This window comes from Thalassotalea sp. PP2-459 (assembly GCF_001913705.1).
Taxonomy (GTDB): domain Bacteria; phylum Pseudomonadota; class Gammaproteobacteria; order Enterobacterales; family Alteromonadaceae; genus Thalassotalea_C; species Thalassotalea_C hakodatensis.
The window spans coordinates 177757-197101 of record NZ_MKQD01000065.1; the positions used below are offsets into that span (position 1 = coordinate 177757).

Annotated in this window: 14 protein-coding genes and 1 pseudogene; 12 read left to right on the top strand and 3 right to left on the bottom strand. The window is 36.9% G+C overall.

Going from position 1 to position 19345, the window contains the following annotated elements; all coding sequences use genetic code 11:
* Window positions 1–2 precede the first annotated feature (2 nt).
* The 5 genes from BI291_RS15575 to BI291_RS15595 all read left to right on the top strand — a co-directional run bounded on the left by BI291_RS15575 (window position 3) and on the right by BI291_RS15595 (window position 8145).
* Window positions 3–1448: a Na+/H+ antiporter NhaC family protein gene (locus tag BI291_RS15575; RefSeq protein ID WP_074499719.1), complete on the top strand. Its 1446-nt coding sequence runs from the start codon at window positions 3–5 to the stop codon at window positions 1446–1448.
* Window positions 1445–2635, top strand: coding sequence for a PLP-dependent aspartate aminotransferase family protein (locus BI291_RS15580; protein ID WP_074499723.1), 1191 nt, complete (start codon window positions 1445–1447; stop codon window positions 2633–2635). Before BI291_RS15575 ends, BI291_RS15580 begins: the two co-directional genes overlap by 4 nt.
* Before the next feature lie 352 nt (window positions 2636–2987).
* Window positions 2988–5708: a TonB-dependent receptor gene (locus tag BI291_RS15585; protein ID WP_254849598.1), complete on the top strand. Its 2721-nt coding sequence runs from the start codon at window positions 2988–2990 to the stop codon at window positions 5706–5708.
* A 66-nt stretch (window positions 5709–5774) separates the two neighbouring features.
* Window positions 5775–7322 carry a sulfatase gene (locus BI291_RS15590; protein ID WP_074499728.1) on the top strand — a complete coding sequence of 516 codons (1548 nt, stop codon included), beginning with the start codon at window positions 5775–5777 and terminating at the stop codon, window positions 7320–7322.
* A 127-nt stretch (window positions 7323–7449) separates the two neighbouring features.
* Window positions 7450–8145, top strand: coding sequence for an SDR family oxidoreductase (locus tag BI291_RS15595; RefSeq protein ID WP_074499731.1), 696 nt, complete (start codon window positions 7450–7452; stop codon window positions 8143–8145).
* Window positions 8146–8180: 35 nt separating this feature from the next.
* On the opposite strand, the gene BI291_RS15600 is transcribed toward BI291_RS15595, so the two are convergent.
* Window positions 8181–10316, bottom strand: coding sequence for a multiheme c-type cytochrome (locus tag BI291_RS15600; protein WP_074499734.1), 2136 nt, complete (start codon window positions 10314–10316; stop codon window positions 8181–8183).
* A gap of 274 nt (window positions 10317–10590) precedes the next feature.
* Between BI291_RS15600 and BI291_RS15605 the strand changes: the two genes are divergently transcribed.
* The 3 genes and pseudogenes from BI291_RS15605 to BI291_RS18760 all read left to right on the top strand — a co-directional run bounded on the left by BI291_RS15605 (window position 10591) and on the right by BI291_RS18760 (window position 12851).
* Window positions 10591–11454, top strand: a complete 864-nt coding sequence (locus BI291_RS15605; protein WP_074499736.1) for a YicC/YloC family endoribonuclease — start codon at window positions 10591–10593, stop codon at window positions 11452–11454.
* A 197-nt stretch (window positions 11455–11651) separates the two neighbouring features.
* Window positions 11652–12329, top strand: coding sequence for a tyrosine-type recombinase/integrase (locus BI291_RS18755; protein WP_368482976.1), 678 nt, complete (start codon window positions 11652–11654; stop codon window positions 12327–12329).
* 24 nt (window positions 12330–12353) lie between these two features.
* Window positions 12354–12851: pseudogene (locus BI291_RS18760) on the top strand (site-specific integrase).
* A 50-nt stretch (window positions 12852–12901) separates the two neighbouring features.
* Here BI291_RS18760 and BI291_RS15615 read toward each other — a convergent pair.
* Both BI291_RS15615 and BI291_RS15620 read right to left on the bottom strand, forming a co-directional pair.
* Window positions 12902–14782 carry a hypothetical protein gene (locus tag BI291_RS15615; protein WP_074499739.1) on the bottom strand — a complete coding sequence of 627 codons (1881 nt, stop codon included), beginning with the start codon at window positions 14780–14782 and terminating at the stop codon, window positions 12902–12904.
* Window positions 14783–14862: 80 nt separating this feature from the next.
* Window positions 14863–15309: a DnaJ family molecular chaperone gene (locus BI291_RS15620; RefSeq protein WP_074499742.1), complete on the bottom strand. Its 447-nt coding sequence runs from the start codon at window positions 15307–15309 to the stop codon at window positions 14863–14865.
* A 136-nt stretch (window positions 15310–15445) separates the two neighbouring features.
* Here BI291_RS15620 and BI291_RS18240 point away from each other — a divergent pair, with 136 nt between their 5' ends.
* From BI291_RS18240 to BI291_RS15640, 4 genes are all read left to right on the top strand, one after another.
* The gene (locus BI291_RS18240) at window positions 15446–15892 is read left to right on the top strand and encodes an AlpA family transcriptional regulator (protein ID WP_254849599.1); all 447 of its coding nucleotides are present in this window, start codon (window positions 15446–15448) and stop codon (window positions 15890–15892) included.
* A 160-nt stretch (window positions 15893–16052) separates the two neighbouring features.
* The gene (locus BI291_RS15630) at window positions 16053–16322 is read left to right on the top strand and encodes a helix-turn-helix domain-containing protein (RefSeq protein WP_175573140.1); all 270 of its coding nucleotides are present in this window, start codon (window positions 16053–16055) and stop codon (window positions 16320–16322) included.
* Window positions 16322–17653, top strand: coding sequence for a type II toxin-antitoxin system HipA family toxin (locus tag BI291_RS15635; RefSeq protein ID WP_074499746.1), 1332 nt, complete (start codon window positions 16322–16324; stop codon window positions 17651–17653). The genes BI291_RS15630 and BI291_RS15635 overlap by 1 nt, the downstream gene beginning before the upstream one ends.
* 492 nt (window positions 17654–18145) lie before the next feature.
* Window positions 18146–19186: an IS481 family transposase gene (locus BI291_RS15640; protein WP_074499749.1), complete on the top strand. Its 1041-nt coding sequence runs from the start codon at window positions 18146–18148 to the stop codon at window positions 19184–19186.
* Window positions 19187–19345 lie beyond the last annotated feature (159 nt).

Here is a 19345-nt window from a genome sequence, read left to right on the forward strand (position 1 = left end):
TAATGAAAGCAGTTAATAGTAAGGGTCAGTTATCCGCTTCATTTTTTGCAGTGGCGGTTTTGCTATTAACTGTTGTTTACGGTTTGATTTATCGACCTATCGTTCTTGAGCAACCAGCACTTGCGTTAGAAATTGTCTTTTTAATTGCTTCGGCAATTGTTGTCAGCCAAGCCTTGTTGATGGGGCATACTTGGCCTCAACTTATCAATGCTATTCTGATTAAATTAAACCGAGCATTTCCCATTATTTTACTTTTGTTTGCTATTGGTATTCTCATTGGTAGTTGGATGGTATCTGGCACTATCCCGATGTTGATTTATCTTGGCTTAGACATGGTTTCTGTGCAGCATATCTATTTAACAGCGTTTGTTGTTCCGATTATTTTTTCACTTTGCACAGGTTCATCTTGGAGCACAATAGCAACGTTAGGTTTAGTATTAATAACGGTTGGACAAGTGGTTAATGCTGATTTGGCGATGTTAACTGGCGCCATTGTTGGAGGGGCATATTTCGGAGATAAATTATCGCCTTTGTCTGACACCACAAACATAGCAGCGATTGCCGTTGAAATTGAAGTGCAACAGCATATAAAAGCCATGTTAACGACTACGGTGCCGGCAGCACTTTTATCTGCCTGTTTATATTTTATTTTAGGCTATGTATATCCAACAACGATCACGTCAGATCAAATGGAAACTTTAACATCAACGAAATTTTATTTAACCTCGTTATTTGATTTTAATGTTTGGTTGTTATTACCTCCGGTGCTTATTTTATGGGGTTCTATTAAACGTTGGCACTCATTACCAACACTGATTCTTTCCTCCATTGTTGCCAGTATTTTAGCGTTAATGTTTCAACAGGTTTCTGTTACTGATCTATTCAATACCTTACATAAAGGCTTTAACGTAGAAATGCTCTCGTCTGTCTCTAGTGACAAAATGACGTTAGTGTATGGATTACTAAATCGTGGTGGAATATACGCACTTATTGAACCGATAGTGATCACTATCTTAGTGTTTATTTATGTTGGCACTATCGATCAAATGAGAGTAATACCAACCATTGTAAGTTCGTTGCTTCATAAAGTGAATAATCAAAAGACCCTTATCACAAGCACCTTATTCGCGTCTGGATTAACCAATGCATTAACTTCTAGCCAGTATGCAAATAGCTTTATTGTCGGAGAAGCATTCTCACTTAAATATAAAGAGATGGGGGTGCCTGCACCTATTTTATCTCGATCAATAGAAGACACGGGGACGATGATTGAAAGTCTAGTACCTTGGAGTACGACCGCTGTATTTATTTATGCCTCATTGGGAGTTTCTGTTGGAGAATACTGGAGCTGGCAGTTTTTATCGTTAATCAATATGGCAATAGCGATTATTTTTGCGCAGCTTGGTGTGCAATATCTTTGGAAAAGAACTAAGAGAAATGATTCATGACACCTAAACGACATTTTGAAACAGAGTTAGTTTTTGATGGCGATGACAATTGTGATAAATATGGTGCGGTTGTCCCTCCTATTTATCAAAATTCGTTGTTTACTTTTCAAACTTGGGAAGAAATTGAGCATGCTTTTACAGATAAAGCAAACAGTGTCATATACTCAAGAGGAAACAACCCAACCGTTACGTTTGTTGAAAAAAAGCTTGCTCAATTAGCGAGAGGCGAAAAAGCAAAGTTGTTTGGATCAGGCATGGCAGCGGTATCAGCAGGGATTTTACATTTTATGTCTCAAGGTGATCATATGATCACCATTAAGAATACATATGGTCCTACGTTGAGTTTCATTAATAGCTTTATGAAACCTAAAATGGGCACAGAAGTGAGTTATGTATCAGGGGATAATGTTGAAGAATTTCGCCAAGCAATACAGCCTAATACAAAGCTAATTTACTTAGAGAGTCCTTCGTCTGTTGTGTTCTCATTGCAAGATATTGAAGCGATTGTCGATTTGGCTAAAGCACATAATATTGCAACAATAGTTGATAACTCTTGGGCAACACCTATCTACCAAAAACCGCTAACCTTCGGGGTAGATCTTGAGGTGCATTCATGTTCAAAATACTTAGGTGGGCATAGTGATATTGTGGCAGGTGTACTCATAGGCAGTACCGAAATCCTTGAACAAATACACCTAAGAGAATATGAGCTATTAGGTGGTAAGCTAGCGTCTGTTGAGGCCAATTTATTATTACGTAGTTTAAGAACGTTGAGCTTAAGAATGCAACGTCATAGTGATAGTGCAGGAAAAATTGCGCGTTATTTACAGCAACATCCGAAAATTAAAACGGTTTTTTACCCTGGTCTCGATGATTTTAAACAAGCAACATTAGCTCGTAAACAAATGACGGGTTTCTCAGGTTTATTGAGTTTTCAATTAGCAACAGAAAATATTGCTGAGATTAAGCGATTCTTTAATGCATTAGCTTTATTCCAACGAGGTGTTAGTTGGGGCGGACATGAAAGTTTAATTTATGCGCCAGCAATTAGTTGTTATAAAGAGCAACCAATTGAACAACTTAAGTTAATGGGTATATCACTTGGAGATATGAGAATATCTGTAGGATTAGAAGACCCTCAAGACCTCATTGACGATTTATCGAATGCTTTATCATGTGTGCAGTAAGGCTTACTGCACATAAAACATGTGTTATTTATTGCGTAACATTCCATAATTAACCTCTACAGTAGATGCTCGCACGCCTGGTAGAGTTCTTCATTTGTTAGCCTTGTGTCTAATTTTTTATCGTGTTGATACTCTCGTGCCAATAAAATTCATTATTTTTTTCAGCAAGAATATACGAATGTGATTATTTAAGAATCATTAGTGTTTTTCTGATAAGCAAAAAAACAGCAAAGTTGCTATCAATAGTATACCTAGCGACGAACATGAAAGTCTTAATGTTTTATTCCTGATATTTTTTAGGAAATATACATCATAGATGTCGCTTTGATAATAACAAGATAATTAAGGGTAAATGATGAAAAATAAAGCGACATATTTAAGTGCTGTACTAGCGAGCAGTTTTGCTCTTTCCCCATTGTCTATCGCAATCGGTCAAGAGCTTTCAGAAGCTGAAAAATCAGAAGTGGAAGTAATTGAAGTAACGGGTATCAAACGAAGCATGTTTTCAGCTAATGATGCTAAGCGAAGTTCTGATAGTATTACTGATGGTATTTCTGCGGAAGATTTAGGGGTTTTTCCTGATGGTAATGTTGCTGAATCACTTCAGCGTATTACCGGTGTTTCGATTGACCGTTCTGGTGGTGAAGGTCGATTTATTACTGTTAGGGGGCTTGGGCCAGAGTTCAATACAGTGCTTGCTAATGGTCGTATGTTAGCAACAGAAAATGCAGGTCGAGAGTTTAGCTTAGATGTACTATCAGCCGATTTAATCAATGGTGCTCAGGTATACAAAAGTTCAAATGCGGCATTAACGGAAGGGGCGATTGGTGGAACGGTAGATATTACAACATGGCGTCCTTTCCAGATTGAAGGCTCGAAAATGATCGGCTCAGTATCTGGTACATATGACACTAATTCAGAAAAAAATGATATAAAAGCCTCTACACTCTACAGTACAACATCTGATGATGACACCATGGGTTTCTTGTTTTCATTGGCCTATAGTCAACGTACGGCAAGATTAGACAGCGTGTTTTCTGATGGCTATAGAGATATGGACTTTGATGCAAATCAAACAGCTAATGGTCAGGCCATTACAGGCGCAAAAACTCTTGCAGCTCAGCGTTTCCAACTTTTTAACCAAGATCGTGAACGTTTAGGTGGTACTGCGGTATTCCAATGGAAACCTGCAGACGATCATGAAATTACAATCGATGGTTTGTTTTCATTGTTTGATGTTGATGATACAAGTTATCAAGCGGCATTCCCGTTAGATGCGGGTAGGTCTCTTGGCTTTAGCGATGTTGTTGTTGATAGCAATAATTTTGTGACATCGGCTACCAAAGATGGTCGAGTTGACGTGATCAAAGGGGCTAACCCGCGTGATACGCAAACGTTCCAATTCGGTTACAATCATAAATGGACCATAAACGAAAACCTCAGCATGGTAGCGGATATTGCTTACTCTGAAGCTGAAGGTAATGGCTATGGTAAAGATAGATTTTTTATCGCTAGAGCAGATACTGACGTAACCTTTAATATGGTAGGTGACTTCCCGCAAATTACGACTGGGCAAGATCTTACTGATCCAAGTATTTGGGAGTCGCATGTTGTTGCTAAACAAGGTAATGACACGAACGATAGCGTGCTTGAAGCGAAAGTCGACTTTGATTATGTGATAGATGATATGGGAGTGCTTTACGGCACTAAATTTGGTCTTTACTATTCAGACCGTGAAAAAGACATCAACGCATCATTACGCGGACCTTGTGCAACTTGTTATAATGGCGGAAAAATAAATTATACGGACACTTCATTTTTCAGCACATTCAAACCAAGTAATTATATGAGTGAAGCGAGTGGTAACTTCACGAATGCTTGGATAGACTTTAATTTTGATGACTTCCCTGCTTACTTAACTAGTGAAGCCGCTTTAAGTCAGTTATCAGCAGCTGACAGAGAAAGTATTGAAGCACGCATTGCTGCAGGTGGTTTTGAGCCACAAGCTAACCCTGGTGGTAGCGGTAGTGTAACTGAAGAGAGCTTAGCGGCGTATTTTCAATTATCACTAATGGGTGAACGTTGGGATGCGCTAATTGGTGCTCGATATATTGAAACGGATCAAGTATCAACAGGTCAATTCCAAGAAATTATCGAATTAGTAGATATTGTTGACCCTGATGGTTTTGTGGAAAACAGAATTGTAACCTTAAGTGATCCTACGGCTACCTCTTTTAACAATAGCTATTCAGAACTACTACCTAGTGCAAGTATTCGTATAGAGCTGGATGAAGAAGGTGACCTATTATTACGTGGTGCATTTTCAGAGTCATTAACACGACCTACAATCAGTAGCTTATCAACTAGAATTAGTTACTCTACCAATGTAGGTGCAGAACGAGTAAGTGCATCCAACCCGAACTTAACGCCTTTCAAATCTACTAACTATGACATGTCATTAGAATGGTATTTCAATGACGTTGGTTCGTTAACATTTGCTGCTTTTAATAAGCAATTAGATTCATTTCTTACCGTTTCAACGGAGCCTGTTACTATTTTAGGTGTTGAGTTCGGTGATACACGACCACGTAACGGTGGTGAAGGTGAGATCACTGGTTATGAAATTGCATATCAGCAAGTGTTTGATACCCTGCCAGCACCATTTGATGGTTTAGGTATCCAAGCCAATTATACAAATATTGATAGTAGTGCAGACTATAGTGATTTAGGCAATAGTGAAGAGCTAACGCTTGAAGGACTTTCAGAACATAACGCAAATTTAATTTTATTTTATGAAAAAGAACAAGTAAAAGTAAGATTTGCGTACAATTACCGTTCAGATTTTATCAATGAAGCGGTAAGTTGGATTGGCGGTCCTAAATCGACTGATAACTTTGGTCAATTAGATTTTAGAGCAAGCTACGATATTAATGATAACTTCCAGGTATTTGTTGAAGGCATTAATATTACGAATGAAACGTTAAGCCAATTCTATGACTTAGATAAAAAGTTATTATCTGGATATGAAGACTTTGGCTCACGTTATGCCTTAGGTGTAAGAGCGCAGTTCTAAATACTATCACGCAAGAAGTTCAACATAGCCCCTTTATTGGGGCTATGTTGTTGTTAAGGTACTTACATGAAAAATTTAAATTTACTGTTAATCGCTATTTTTATCATCTTCACTTGTCGTGTTGATGCTACAACAACAGACACGAAGTTATCAACGACGAAAAAACCACCGAATATTTTATGGATATTTGTTGAAGATATTTCTCCACATTTGGGAACCTACGGTGAAAAGCTAGTTAAAACTCCTACGTTAGATCAATTGGCACAGAAAGGGAGTAAGTTCACGAATGCTATTGCACCTGCGCCAGTTTGTTCAGCGATGCGCTCAGCTATGATGACCGGTCAAATGCAGACTAATTTAGGGATTCAAAATCATCATAGTTCTAGAACACCAGAATCAATGATTCAACTCCCTGAACACGTGAAGACTTTGCCTGAAATTATGAAAAAGAAGGGATACTTTACGTTTAATAGCGGCAAAGATGATTATAACTTTGAGTACGATAGGTTTGATTTATACAGTGGCGATTACAAAGTGCACCCTCTGTACGGTAAATCTGGAGTGCCTATTGATTGGAATGCGAGAAAAAATAAAGATCAGCCTTTTTTTGGACAAATCCAACTTAAGGGTGGAAAGCATATCTTTAATCGGAACATGAAAGATAAGGTGCTTTATCCTATCGACCGTGAAAAAGTAGTTTTACCGCCGTATTATCCTGATGATCCCGTTGTTGTTAATGAATGGGCACGTTATTTAGAGTCATTGCAAATAACGGATAGAGAAGTTGCGAGTATTTTAAAACGGTTGAAAGATGATGGTGAGCTTGAAAATACCGTGGTGTTTTTCTTTGCTGATCATGGTATGCGTTTTTTAAGGCATAAACAGTTTTTATACGAAGGCGGACTTAAAGTGCCTTTTATTGCCTACTGGCAAGGTCACGAAAATATTGTACAGAAAACAGTTCGTGACGAACAAATTAGCTTACTTGATATTAGTGCAACTACATTAGCGCTTGCTGGTATTGAAAAACCCGATTATTTCGAAGGAAATAACTTGTTCGCCCAAAATTATCAAGCGCCAAAATATGTTATTTCAGCGAGAGATAGGTGTGATTTTACGATTGATAGAATACGCTCTGTTCGCTCTGAAAAATTTAAATATATAAAGAATTTCTATCCTGAACGCTCTGGTATGCAACCTAGTTATCGAGATTATTGGCAACTTACTAAAGTAACAAAAGAATTATATGAACAAGGAAAGTTAAACGAAATCCAAGCTCAACATTTTCAGCCTCAAAGGCCGGTGGAAGAATTGTATAATTTGGAAAAGGATCCACATGAAATTGTTAACTTGGCTACAGATCCCGCTTATCATTCAGTACTCTTAGAGCATCGGAACGTATTAGAAGACTGGATAAGAACCAGTGGTGATCAAGGACAATTCCCTGAGGATGAAGCCGCATTAAAGTTGATGCTAGGTATTTGGGGGGATTTAGCGATAAACCCAGAATACGATGAGTTACGTAAAAAATATCCCAACCTTTCTGGCTCGCAATTTCCGCTTAAAAATGCGAAATTTAAACGCGTTAATGATAAAAATTACGATGATGATTAAATTATTGCTCGCTTAAGTTATTACCGTTTTGGGCAACTCTAACAGTGCCTAAAGCGGTATTACAAATCACATCGACCATGAAATAACACTTTCTTTTTTGTCCGTTATACAATATTTGTGAGGTTTTGTGAAAAAACACCTGTTAATTACCGGAGCTTCTTCAGGCATTGGTAGAGCACTTGCTATTCTGGCTGAGAATCATCACTGTAAATTAAGTTTATGTGGCCGAAATGAAAACAAATTAACCCAAACCCTAAAGGAACTTAAACGTTCATCTAATACCGTGGCAGACTCTTTCTGTATTACTGAGAACTCTAGTTTTAAACGCTTCTTAAGTAAAGCGAATGCAAAGCATGGAGATGTTGATGTGCTTGTTAATTGTGCGGGGCTCAACAATATTCGAAAACAAGCACAAGATATTAATACAGAAGAACTCGCATTGATAATGGATGTTAACTTCTATGCCCCCGTGCAGTGTATCAATTCAGTCCTTCCTCAAATGTTAAGCCGCGAACGTGGAACAATAGTAAATGTACTATCAACCGTTTGCTTATTTTCAAACCCAGGCATTGCTGCATATACAGCCAGTAAGGCTGCGCTTGATAGTTATACAAAAGTGATGCGTAAAGAAATTAAACACCAAGGGGTAAAAATGTTATCGATTTACCCAGGAGGTGTAGATACGTATTTCCGTGACAATAGCCGACCAGATTATTTATCTGCTGAAGAAGTAGCAAAGGCGATTTTTCAACAAATAAATACCGATAATAATACGCACATACATGAATTGGTTATTCGTCCACACTGCGAAGAAAATTTTTAAATGTATCTATGTAATCTGCACAATAGGTGTGTATTTTAATCTAATAAGTTATTCAAATGCTTATAACTTTTTTCATCATTTATTTTTTGAGCTAAAGAAATTCCTAATGTAATTAGTTGTTGATCATTTTTGTAATGGGGTAACTCGTTAATTAACGAATTAAGTGCCTTTTGGGTATCGTTTAAATTATCTAAAGCCAACCAATACGTATAGGCAAATAGTATATTATTTGGGGATAGGCTTTTTGCTTTTTCTAGAAATTCAATAGCTCTTGAATGTTTGAATGCTCGAATTAATGAAAGCGCGTAATTATAATGTAATTGACCAGATTTTGGATTAGCCTTAATGCCTTTTTGAAGGATGCTATGTTCTTTATTCATTTCATGTAGTGTGCGATAAATATCGGCTAACGCAATATATGAAGATTCTAGGTATGGCTCTATTTTTATTGCTTGTTTTAGAGATATTATTGCTGGTTTTATTTGATTTAGTTGAAGTTTTATTAAACTTTCATTTAACCAGCCTTCGCCTCGCCATTTTGCTAAATCATTCGTTGTCATTAATTCACTCAAGGCAAGCTTGAATGCAGCATTATTTTTTTCTACCAGATTAATTAGGTGTTGAGCGGCTTGAACTCTAACGGCTTTAAATTCATCAGAGAGTAACTTTATGTATGTTTTCTTTCTGTCTTCAGGCGTTAACAAATAGCCAATTTGTGCTGTTGCAAAACGAATTAGCGGTAATGGGCTATTCACCCAAGGCGCTATCGTTTCATCATGTAGACTTTGTGTTGAATTCGGTAGTAATAAAATTGCACTCGCTCTATGAATTTCACTTAATGTATTGTCGTTAATAACGGCTTTGTGATGCGCTAAAGACAATCTCTGGTGTGCTTGTAGTTTTATATACAACTTCTCATTTGTAGATAGCTTATTTTTTCGTGGATAATGTGACTTAATTTGTTCGAGTGACCATTGTGGTGATTTATCTTGATGGCAATTATTACAAGCGTTCGGTGTTTGATAATTTATCGTAAGCTCAGGACGAGGTATTTTTAAACTGTGATCTCTTCTGTCATCTACTGTCATGTAGCGGTTATTGGGCATATGACAATTTACACATAAGCTGCCAGCAGAATCAGATTTATGAATAAGGTGTGCTGGCTGTTGATAAACTTGTGTACTGTGACACTGCAAACATAAAGCATTTCCTTTTGCTTTAATTTTCATTGTATGTGCGTCATGACAATCTAGACAATTAACGCCGGCTTGATACATTTTACTTTGAAGAAAAGAACCGTATACATACACCTCATGATTTATTTGTCCATCTGCATGATAAAATGGCGACTGTAGCAAGGTAGGTGAAAATTGATCTAGAAAATGTTTATTTTGATCAAACCCATCGGTTAAAGGAGTGCGCAGTGCATGACAAGAAAAACAATTATTCATAAAGTTGTTGTTACGCTTAGTGCCGCTCCATTTGGCTACACTTCTATTAGGTAATAACTGCCAATAGTTATTTGGAAGTTTTTGTTCTTTTTTAACGGTTACTTTCTGAATTCCATGGTTATTAGATAATTTTCCATGACACGACTGACAACCAATATTTACATTATCAAACGTGCTATTAAAGATATTTAGTTTTTCATTATAATTTCGCTTTAATCCGTCAGAATGACAATCAGCACACATTCCGTTCCAATTTTGCAAGGGTTGCTTCCAATGTAAACGATCGTTTGACAGGATCTCTTCATTTGGATGGTTTGGGAACCAACGTTGGCCATTCAACTCTTTTGATCTGCTATCCCAAGAATAGGGAAAGACTTGATACCGGCCGGAGGTTGTTTCAATTAAATATTGCTGTAAAGGGTAATGACCGAAGGTATACGCTACCTTGAATGTATTTTTTTCGTTTTTATTCGAAAGACTTATGAAGTAATCATCATTTTTCGTGAAGAACTCAGCAGTTTGAGAAAAGTGTGACAACTTTGCGTTGTTAAAGTCCCCTAATACTGTTTTGCTATTGGCGAGTGACATTGCCTTGAAATGATCTGATTGTTGCCAACCACTATATTGTTCACTATGACAATCTACGCAATTCTGTTCTGTGGCTTGAGCAAACACTGAAAAGAAAATGATGAAAGATAAAAAATAAATAAAGTTAAACAAAATACATTTAAATATTAGAAAAGAGCATTGTAGGCTTATTCTAATACAAATTCATTCTTGATGATGACTGTTTTATCATACTTATAAAATTCTATCTTTTGAGTTCTATTTTAAGTTTGTGTGATTTTCTATGTTATTTATCGATAATAATATCCCTAAATTTCAATTAACTATTGTAGGTGTCTTTATTTAGCGTATTAAACATAGCTGTAATGTTTCATGTCAGGCATAATTCCCCTGTTCATTCTTATAAAATTAATTAATAGGAAAGATTATGATCCACAGTATGACGGCATTTTCTCGCGTAGAAGTTAAAGAACCTTGGGGTAATGCAATTTGGGAAATTCGCAGTGTTAACCAACGCTTTTTAGAAAATTACTTTCGTTTACCTGAGCAATTTCGCAGCATTGAACCCGTATTACGGGAGCGTTTTCGTAAAGCTTTAGCACGCGGTAAAGTTGAATGTAATTTAAGGTTTAACCCGAATCCATCAGCTAAAGGTAAGTTATCACTTAACCAAGAACTTGCCACACAGTTATTAGAGCATGCAAGTTGGATAAACGAACAAACCCTTAACAGCCAAGTAAACCCTGTAGAAATTATGCGTTGGCCAGGCGTGATGGAAACAGAAGAAGCTGATCTTGATATCATTCAAACCGATATTTTAAAAGGATTTGATCAAGCATTAAAAGACTTCATCGCCGCGCGAGCAAGCGAAGGCGAAAACATGAAACAACTTATAGAGCAGCGCTTAGACGGCATAAGTGCTGAAGCTGAAAAAGTGAAAGCATTCATGCCAGAAGTTATTCAATGGCAACGCAACCGCATAATTGACAAATTTACTGAGGCTAAAATTGAACTTGAATCTACTCGTGTCGAACAGGAATTAGTATTACTTGCACAAAAGATGGATGTAGACGAAGAAATTGATCGTCTATATAGCCATGTAAAAGAAACTAAAAATATACTTAAAAAAGGTGGTGCACAAGGCCGTCGTTTAGATTTTATGATGCAAGAATTTAATCGTGAGGCAAACACATTAGGCTCAAAATCAATTAATGCAGATATTACTAATTCAGCTGTTGAACTTAAAGTGCTTATTGAACAGATGCGGGAGCAGATCCAAAATATCGAATGATGTTTCAGTCTGTTTCACTTGATTAAAATTTATAATAAAAACCGCCACTTAGGCGGTTTTGTTTTTTCAGACTGTTTACTAGTTATACGCTTTGTTTCAGAATAGTGGTGACATAAACTTAAAAACACCACTTTTTTTAGCCATTTTTCTAAATTATGTCACCACTTTAAACTTAACTAACTGAGTAACATAGAAAAATGAATGATAAACAAGTTAAATCTCTGATTAAACAAGGTGAACATGGGCGGCACGCGGTAGGTAATGGTCTATATCTACGTATTGCAAATAACAATATCGGCTATTGGGTTATTCGTTACACCATTAATAAAAAACGCCGAGAAGTGACTACTGGTAAATATCCTCAGTTATCTTTGGCTGATGCGAAATTAGAAGCTGCAAGAATAAAAGTAGATGTTAGCAATGGCATTGATCCAATCGCTGAGAAAAAACGCAATGAAACGCCTCAGTTTAATACTGTTGATGATCTTGCCGAAGATTGGTTGAAAGAGTGCGATAAACGGCTTAAACATCCCAACATCCCAACATCCCAACATCCCAATATCCCAAGGCGTGTCTACACCAAAGACATTGCCCCCACTATCGGTGAGCTTGGTTTTGATCAAGTTACGGCCAGAGATATTAGGGCGATAATCAATAAAATAGCGGAAAGTAATAGACCAACTGTAGCGAATGATTGCTTGATGTACTGTAAGCAGATATTTAGGCACGCTATAAAGCTCGATTTACGTACTTCTAACCCCGCTGAAGCATTTATTGTAAGTGATGCCGGAGGCGTTGAAAAAAGCCGTAGCAGAGCATTATCGATAGATGAGCTATCACTCGTTTTTAAATGTTTACGTGAAAACCACAATTAATTTACTCGTGAAAACTATTTAGCTGTGGCGTTATTGCTTTGCTTAGGAGTACGAAAAGGCGAATTGGTGGCAGCTAAATGGCAAGAGTTCGATTTTGATGCTGCTCTTTGGCATATACCACAAGAGCGAAGTAAAACCGGGCGTGGAATTTCAGTACCGTTAGCACCAATAATTATTGAATGGTTGAAAGAGTTATAGATTCGAGCTTACGGCTCAGAGTTTGTTTTCCCAAATAGGCGCGCTAGTAAGCGTTTTGATCATATCAGTCCAGATACTATAAATGCTGCTATTCAAAAGTTATTCCGAGAAGAAAAAATGCCTGTTGAACATTTTACCGTGCATGACCTTCGCCGTACTTGCAGAAGTTTGCTAGCTGAAGTGGGTGTTGCAGGTCATGTTGCTGAGCGCTGCCTCAACCACAAATTAAAAGGTGTGGTAGGTATTTATGATCGCTATGATTATTTAGATGAAAGGCGAGAGGCTTTGCAAAAAATATACTTTAAGCCTTTAAAAAGCAGCTGACGTTTGATATTACCAGCTGCTTATTTTCATCTATTCTGGATTTTTACCAGCTAATTACAATGTTTCCATGAATAATAACTATCCCAAATTAAGAGGTTAGCTCGTAATGTTACGCCATTATAATGAGGGGAAGTTCCATCTGTGTTGGCTATTCTAATTTGAATATTATTGCCATTTTTACCTTCAACGAATCCACTAATAGTTGGGTTGATAAATCCAAATGCCATACTCCCACTCATGCAGACTTTGTCACCAACAAACTTTTCTTTCATATAGGCTTTTTGTTCACGCGCTTTAGCCTCTGCTGCTCTTTTAGCTCTTTCTTTTGCTTCTTTTTCAGCTTTAGCTTTAGCAATACGCTTAGCTTCCAAAATTTCATCTATTTTTTGCTTTGCAATTTTAGTTTGCGGGGCTTTAGGGTTTAGCGTAATGAAATCAGAATATGACAAAACAGTATTTTTGCTTTTAGCTATTTTGAAATCTTGTTCTTGTTTTGTTTGATTACTAACAACCTTCAAATTGTTGAAAGTTAGCTTTTCGCTATTGACGCTGAACTTGATCGAAGGAACATAATATTGCTCGCTCATTTTCTTTTTAAAGCTTTCCGCTTCATCGATATGAACAGGAATGTCTACGTTCATATTAAAAGAATTCAATCTTGAGTAAACGTTAGCAGAAAACATTTCTTTATCTGCATCATATTTAATGTCTTTAAACTTTGGGTCTCCATATACCATAGTAATTGCTTGTTTTGCCGATTCATTTGCAGCCTGAGTAATTATATTTTCTTCCTTATTTCGGGTAACAGCACTTTTATATGCCTCCATCTTGCTATTAAAATCTTGATTTGCTGAAATTTTAGCTAGTTCAAATTGATTCCTTAAATTTTGATTTTTTTGCTTAATATCTAACTTATGCGAAGTTTTTCTTTTTTGATAATCTGCTGATTTCTCAAACTCCCCCTTTATTAGAACGTTTTGTTTAAGATATTGAGGTTCTGAAACTTTGCTTAAAGTAGGTTTTTTAACCTTAAGCCTTTCCTCTGTTAGTAAGTTTGTTATTATTTTTAATTTATCGCTTGAACTTAAGTTACTATGAATAACTTTTTCATATTTTGAGGAGGGCACCTTTACTAAGAACATAGGAATATTGTCAATCACGTTTTTATTACCGTATCCCTGAGCTAAGCGTGGCTTTTCATATTCTGTTTTTGACCATTTTTTGCAGCGTTCGCTGGTTCCTGAATAATTAGGCGTATCCAAACATTTACTATCTACTACAGCATATTCCTTTTCGTAGCGACCTGATTTATGTATATTAACCTTGATTGAACCAGAATTATCATTAATAAAAATGTGATGTTTTCTTTCATAAAACGCTGTTAACTTTTTATACTTTTCCTTTGATTTTTCAAGCTGTGATATTGTTGGAAATGTAAATGATTGCTTAACCCCATTTATGACTAAATTATCAATTGTTCCAATAAAAGCAGAATCATCGAACTTTAAATTTGCTGAACCTTGTAATGCGATAGGATATTTATGAAGTTGTAAATCAAAGGCATCCTTTTCACTATTCCATTTCTTATAAAAAAATACTGTGGGTAAATAAATGCTACGTATTGTATAAGAGTAATGACGCTTTGTTGCGTCATAAATAGAATGTTGGAATAAAGGAGTAAAGTTTTTCTTTTCTGGTAGCTCATATAAGTCATCTTGAATTGCCCAAATCAATTTTGTTTTGGCATCGTATTCAAGGAAATATGGTTCGTCATAAAAGTCCCATGTAATCTCTGACACATATTCAAAATAGTTTTTAATTGTATGAATGCTTGATTTTGGTGAAATGTAATTTGAACTTTGAGGTGTTGTTGAGCCATAACTCATTAACATTAGATAGATTGACAGTGCAATAAGAGATTTTTTTAACAAAATTAAATCCTTTTATTATTAGTAACTTTTCTCGCTATCTTAAATGATAAAAAATATTATTTCATCAAGATTGCAAGTGGTTACCTTAGCTTCTTCTTGATTGTATCCCAAGCCGCATTGATTAACTTAGCTTCATTTTCGGCTTGGGTTTTTCTAGAGCCTGATAAACCGGCAATTTTGTCTGGGTGATAAAGTTTAATTAGTTGCATATAGTCAACTTTATATTCTTTTTTGGTGCAGCCTTGGCCTTTGCCTAATATTTCACAAGCATCGGGGAAATATTTAGGGTTTAAGTGGCCTGAATCAGAGCTGTTAGATTGATTTTGATTGTGTCTATCTTGGCTACTTTCCTGTCTAGAATTGTTTTGACTATTATTACGATTTGAACGCGCTCTTTCTTGCTCACGCTTTAGGTTCTCAGCCTCCCGGCGAATTGCTTCTTCCGCTTCTCTGCGTTGTCGTTTAATGTCTTGTTCAGCTTCTTGTTTAAATTCTGTCGTATAACTTCTGTTTGTTCGTTTTGTCATTTAACACCTCAATAATTGGATTATATTCCATTATTAAAGTGTCCTGTTTAATTAAAGCAGATCACATTCGAAGACTCGATATTTTCATACGTATTTATGTGGCTGATTAAGTAGTGATAAGGAATTAAACGACTCAATGAATAAGCCGTTTACCCCAAATTTATGTGAACTAGCAGATAGTATGGGTATATCGTTATATCAGCGATTTACGCCTACTGAAGCATCACTATTTTTGCGGTGTCCGCTAGCTGAAATAACTAAACTACAAGCGAATCATCAAATTGAGTTCATTCAATTAACTGAAAAAAAAACAGAGTTTTTTGGCTTTCAATTACTTAATCATTTATTAGGTAATATTCAAGTAAGCGCCCCGGTGAACAATTCATCTAATCACCAATCAAATACTTCTCCACCACCAGACAAAATTATTTGGTCGAAAGAAGTTCAAGAGCTAACCGGGTTATCAAGAACCACCATTTGGCGCTTAGAACGGGAAGGAAAGTTTCCAGCACGAGTGCGACTAACTGCGAGTAACGTTGGGTGGCGGTTAACTGATGTGCAAGAGTGGATTAGGAAAAAATAGTTAAACCACACTTTTCTGCGGATAAATTTAGCTAATAACAACACTTTTCTGCGCTTAAATTGACTAAAATTCTAAATACAGCTTATAAGTTGTTATTTTAAAAAACAGCTTATATACTGTTTTTAGATAAAACAGCCTATACATTGTTTTGGTGGTTAGCGTGAATTACACAATTAATACTCTTGATCAAATTAAACCGATTCTAGTCGGGTTTCGAAAGTCTAATGGGCTTTCCCAAAAAGCGTTAGCCGAAAAACTGGGTATTAGCCAACAAAGTTATCAAACACTTGAAAGCGCACCACAAAAGGTAACGATAGAACGTCTGTTTAAAGTGCTTTCTATGTTGGATATAAAGCTACAATTTGTAGAAAAAAATAAACCGCTGGAGAATAGCCTACCCAGTAACGAACTCGCGCAGGATGAATGGTAATGGCAAAACGTAAAGTAAGCGCATTAACTATTTGGATGAACGCAGAGTTTGTTGGCACTTGGCGAATAAAGTCAGGGATTGATGAGTTGCAATACGCAGATGAATGGCTAGCAAACCCGCGTGGTCGTCCTTTGTCTTTATCATTACCTTTCACCCCAGGAAACCAGCCAATCAAAGGCGATATCGTTTCATTTTACTTTGATAATTTACTTCCTGATAGCAGAGATATACGTGAACGATTAGCAAGACGGTTTAGTACCGCTAGCACTAAAGTATTTGATTTGCTTGTTGAGCTTGGTCGAGATTGTGTAGGGGCTATTCAATTACTACCAGAAGGCGATAAGCCTCACAATATTAAAAAAATTCAGTACAAACCGCTAAATGAACAGCAAGTTGCAGGGGTACTAAATAAAGCCGTTGATAGCTACCCACTTGGTCGATTAGATGACGATGATGAATTGAGAATTTCACTTGCTGGCGCACAAGAAAAAACCGCACTGCTTTGGCACAAAAACCAATGGTGTGAACCTTTAGGGGAAACGCCAACTACACACATATTTAAGCTGCCAATAGGGTTAGTTGGCAATATGAAAGCAGACATGGAAGCCTCTGTTGAAAATGAATGGTTATGCTCGAAGATTATCGCGGAATTTGATATTCCGATTGCGCATTGTGATATGGGATCTTTTGCGGGTAAAAAAGCACTTATTGTTGAGCGCTTTGATCGTAAATTATCAAGTGATGGCTCATGGATTATTCGATTGCCTCAAGAAGATTTTTGTCAAGCAACTGGTTTGTCGTCATTACTTAAATATCAAAGCGATGGTGGTTTAAGTATTGAAGATTGTATGAAGCTACTTGCCAGTAGTGAAAATGCAACTTTGGATAAGCAGCACTTTTTTAAAGCACAAATTGTATTTTACTTACTTGCAGCAACCGATGGCCACGCAAAAAACTTTAGCATTACCCATTTGCCAAACAATAAATACAAACTAACACCGCTATATGATGTACTTTCTATTCACCCGCTTATTGGCAATAAGGCGAATCAAATTGCTAAACAGAAAGTAAAAATGGCAATGGCCATTCGTGGTAGCAAAAATTACTATCAATTACAGAAAATACAATATCGCCATTTCATTGTGCAAGGCAAAGAAGTGGGGTTTACCGAGGCAGAAGTAATTGAGCTTATTGACTCAGTGATTAGAGTACTTGATACTGTTATTGAAAATGTCAACACAAACCTTCCTGAAGACTTTCCAATAGATGTATCGGATAAGATCTTTGCAGGAATGAAAACGCAAGCAAACAAGCTAAGCGTAAATACTTAAACTAAGTGGTGACATGATTGGTGACATAAAGCTAAATCACCCTATGCAAATAAAGCTTAACAATCTGGAAATAATGGTTTTTATTTTTCTACTACGCGAGCAGATCCAGAATATCGAATAATGATCGTTACGCTCCATTGGTACTCAGTATTGTTTGTTTTTAAAGCTTTTTGAAAAAACTAGTCCGTAGACTTCTATAACGGTAAAGTTTAACTAGAGACCTCGTTAGGGATTAAGTTAAATTAACTAACGAGGTAATATACGAAAGAAAAAATTAACAGCTGAGTTTAAACGTGAATGTGCAGAGCCAGTCATTATTCATGGTTCCATACATACAGATGCCGTAGCAGAGATGAATGTGAGATTATCATCACTTTAAACTGTATTAGTTCAGACAAGATCTGACATTTCGATTTGAAAAATTGAGAGTTACCCGTTTTGATAAAGGTGTCGAATCTTTTAATCAAAACAACCCAAAAGGTGGTAACTCTCATGTTGCATACTAACAACCCAATCATAAAACACAAAACTGGATTACTTAATCTAGCCGAAGAATTAGGTAACGTGTCAAAAGCCTGCAAAGTTATGGGCGTTTCAAGAGATACATTTTATCGATACCAAGAACTAGTCGAAGACGGAGGCTTGGATGCGTTAATTGATAAAAGTCGCAGATCACCAAACATCAAAAACCGTGTGGATGAAGTAACGGAAAACGCTGTTGTTCAATACGCAATTGATTATCCAGCTCACGGTCAACACAGAACAAGCAATGAGCTTCGTAAACAAGGCGTGTTTGTATCAGGCAGTGGCGTTCGCTCAATCTGGCTGCGTCATGACTTAGAAAACTTCAAAAAGCGCTTAAAGGCGCTGGAAGGAAAAGTCGCTAACGAAGGCATTATCTTAACCGATAGCCAAGTCGCTGCGCTTGAGAAAAAGAAAAACGATGACGAAGCCTGTGGTGAAATCGAAACAGCACATCCGGGCTATCTAGGCTCACAAGATACGTTCTATGTTGGCAATCTCAAAGGTGTTGGCCGTATCTATCAGCAAACGTTTATCGATACCTATAGAAAAGTAGCGTTCGCTAAGCTGTATACGACCAAAACCCCAATTACGGCGGCTGACATACTCAATGATAAGGTTCTACCGTACTTCGAGCAGAACGAACTACCAATGCTACGCATTTTAACTGATCGAGGCACGGAATATTGCGGCAAGGTTGAGCATCATGACTATCAGCTATATCTAGCGATTAACGATATCGACCACACCAAAACTAAAGCGATGTCGCCTCAAACCAATGGTATCTGCGAGCGCTTCCACAAAACGATACTTAACGAGTTCTATCAGGTTACGTTCCGTAAAAAGCTTTATAGCTCGCTTGAAGAACTGCAAAAAGATCTGGACGAATGGATGGCTTATTACAATAATGAGCGAACTCATCAAGGAAAAATGTGCTGTGGCAGAACGCCATTTGAAACATTACTTGATGGAAAATCGATTTGGGCCGATAAGAATTTAGCTCAAATCTAAACTGACAGTCACCGATAGAAAAACGGATAACTGTCAGATCAAGTCTGAGCTACTACAAACACCGCTGTTAACACCAAGCGACTTTGTCGTATCTTAATTACCAAGCAATTCTGTCGTAATTGCTAATTACCAAGGGAAACTGTCGGTCTCTTTTTTACA

Coding starts and splice junctions, on each gene's coding strand:
- BI291_RS15640 (WP_074499749.1), top strand. CDS start 18,146: ATGTTGCATACTAACAACCCAATCATAAAACACAAAACTGGATTACTT.
- BI291_RS15580 (WP_074499723.1), top strand. CDS start 1,445: ATGACACCTAAACGACATTTTGAAACAGAGTTAGTTTTTGATGGCGAT.
- BI291_RS15585 (WP_254849598.1), top strand. CDS start 2,988: ATGATGAAAAATAAAGCGACATATTTAAGTGCTGTACTAGCGAGCAGT.
- BI291_RS15635 (WP_074499746.1), top strand. CDS start 16,322: ATGGCAAAACGTAAAGTAAGCGCATTAACTATTTGGATGAACGCAGAG.
- BI291_RS18240 (WP_254849599.1), top strand. CDS start 15,446: ATGAATAAGCCGTTTACCCCAAATTTATGTGAACTAGCAGATAGTATG.
- BI291_RS15575 (WP_074499719.1), top strand. CDS start 3: ATGAAAGCAGTTAATAGTAAGGGTCAGTTATCCGCTTCATTTTTTGCA.
- BI291_RS15605 (WP_074499736.1), top strand. CDS start 10,591: ATGATCCACAGTATGACGGCATTTTCTCGCGTAGAAGTTAAAGAACCT.
- BI291_RS15590 (WP_074499728.1), top strand. CDS start 5,775: ATGAAAAATTTAAATTTACTGTTAATCGCTATTTTTATCATCTTCACT.
- BI291_RS18755 (WP_368482976.1), top strand. CDS start 11,652: ATGAATGATAAACAAGTTAAATCTCTGATTAAACAAGGTGAACATGGG.
- BI291_RS15620 (WP_074499742.1), bottom strand. CDS start 15,309: ATGACAAAACGAACAAACAGAAGTTATACGACAGAATTTAAACAAGAA.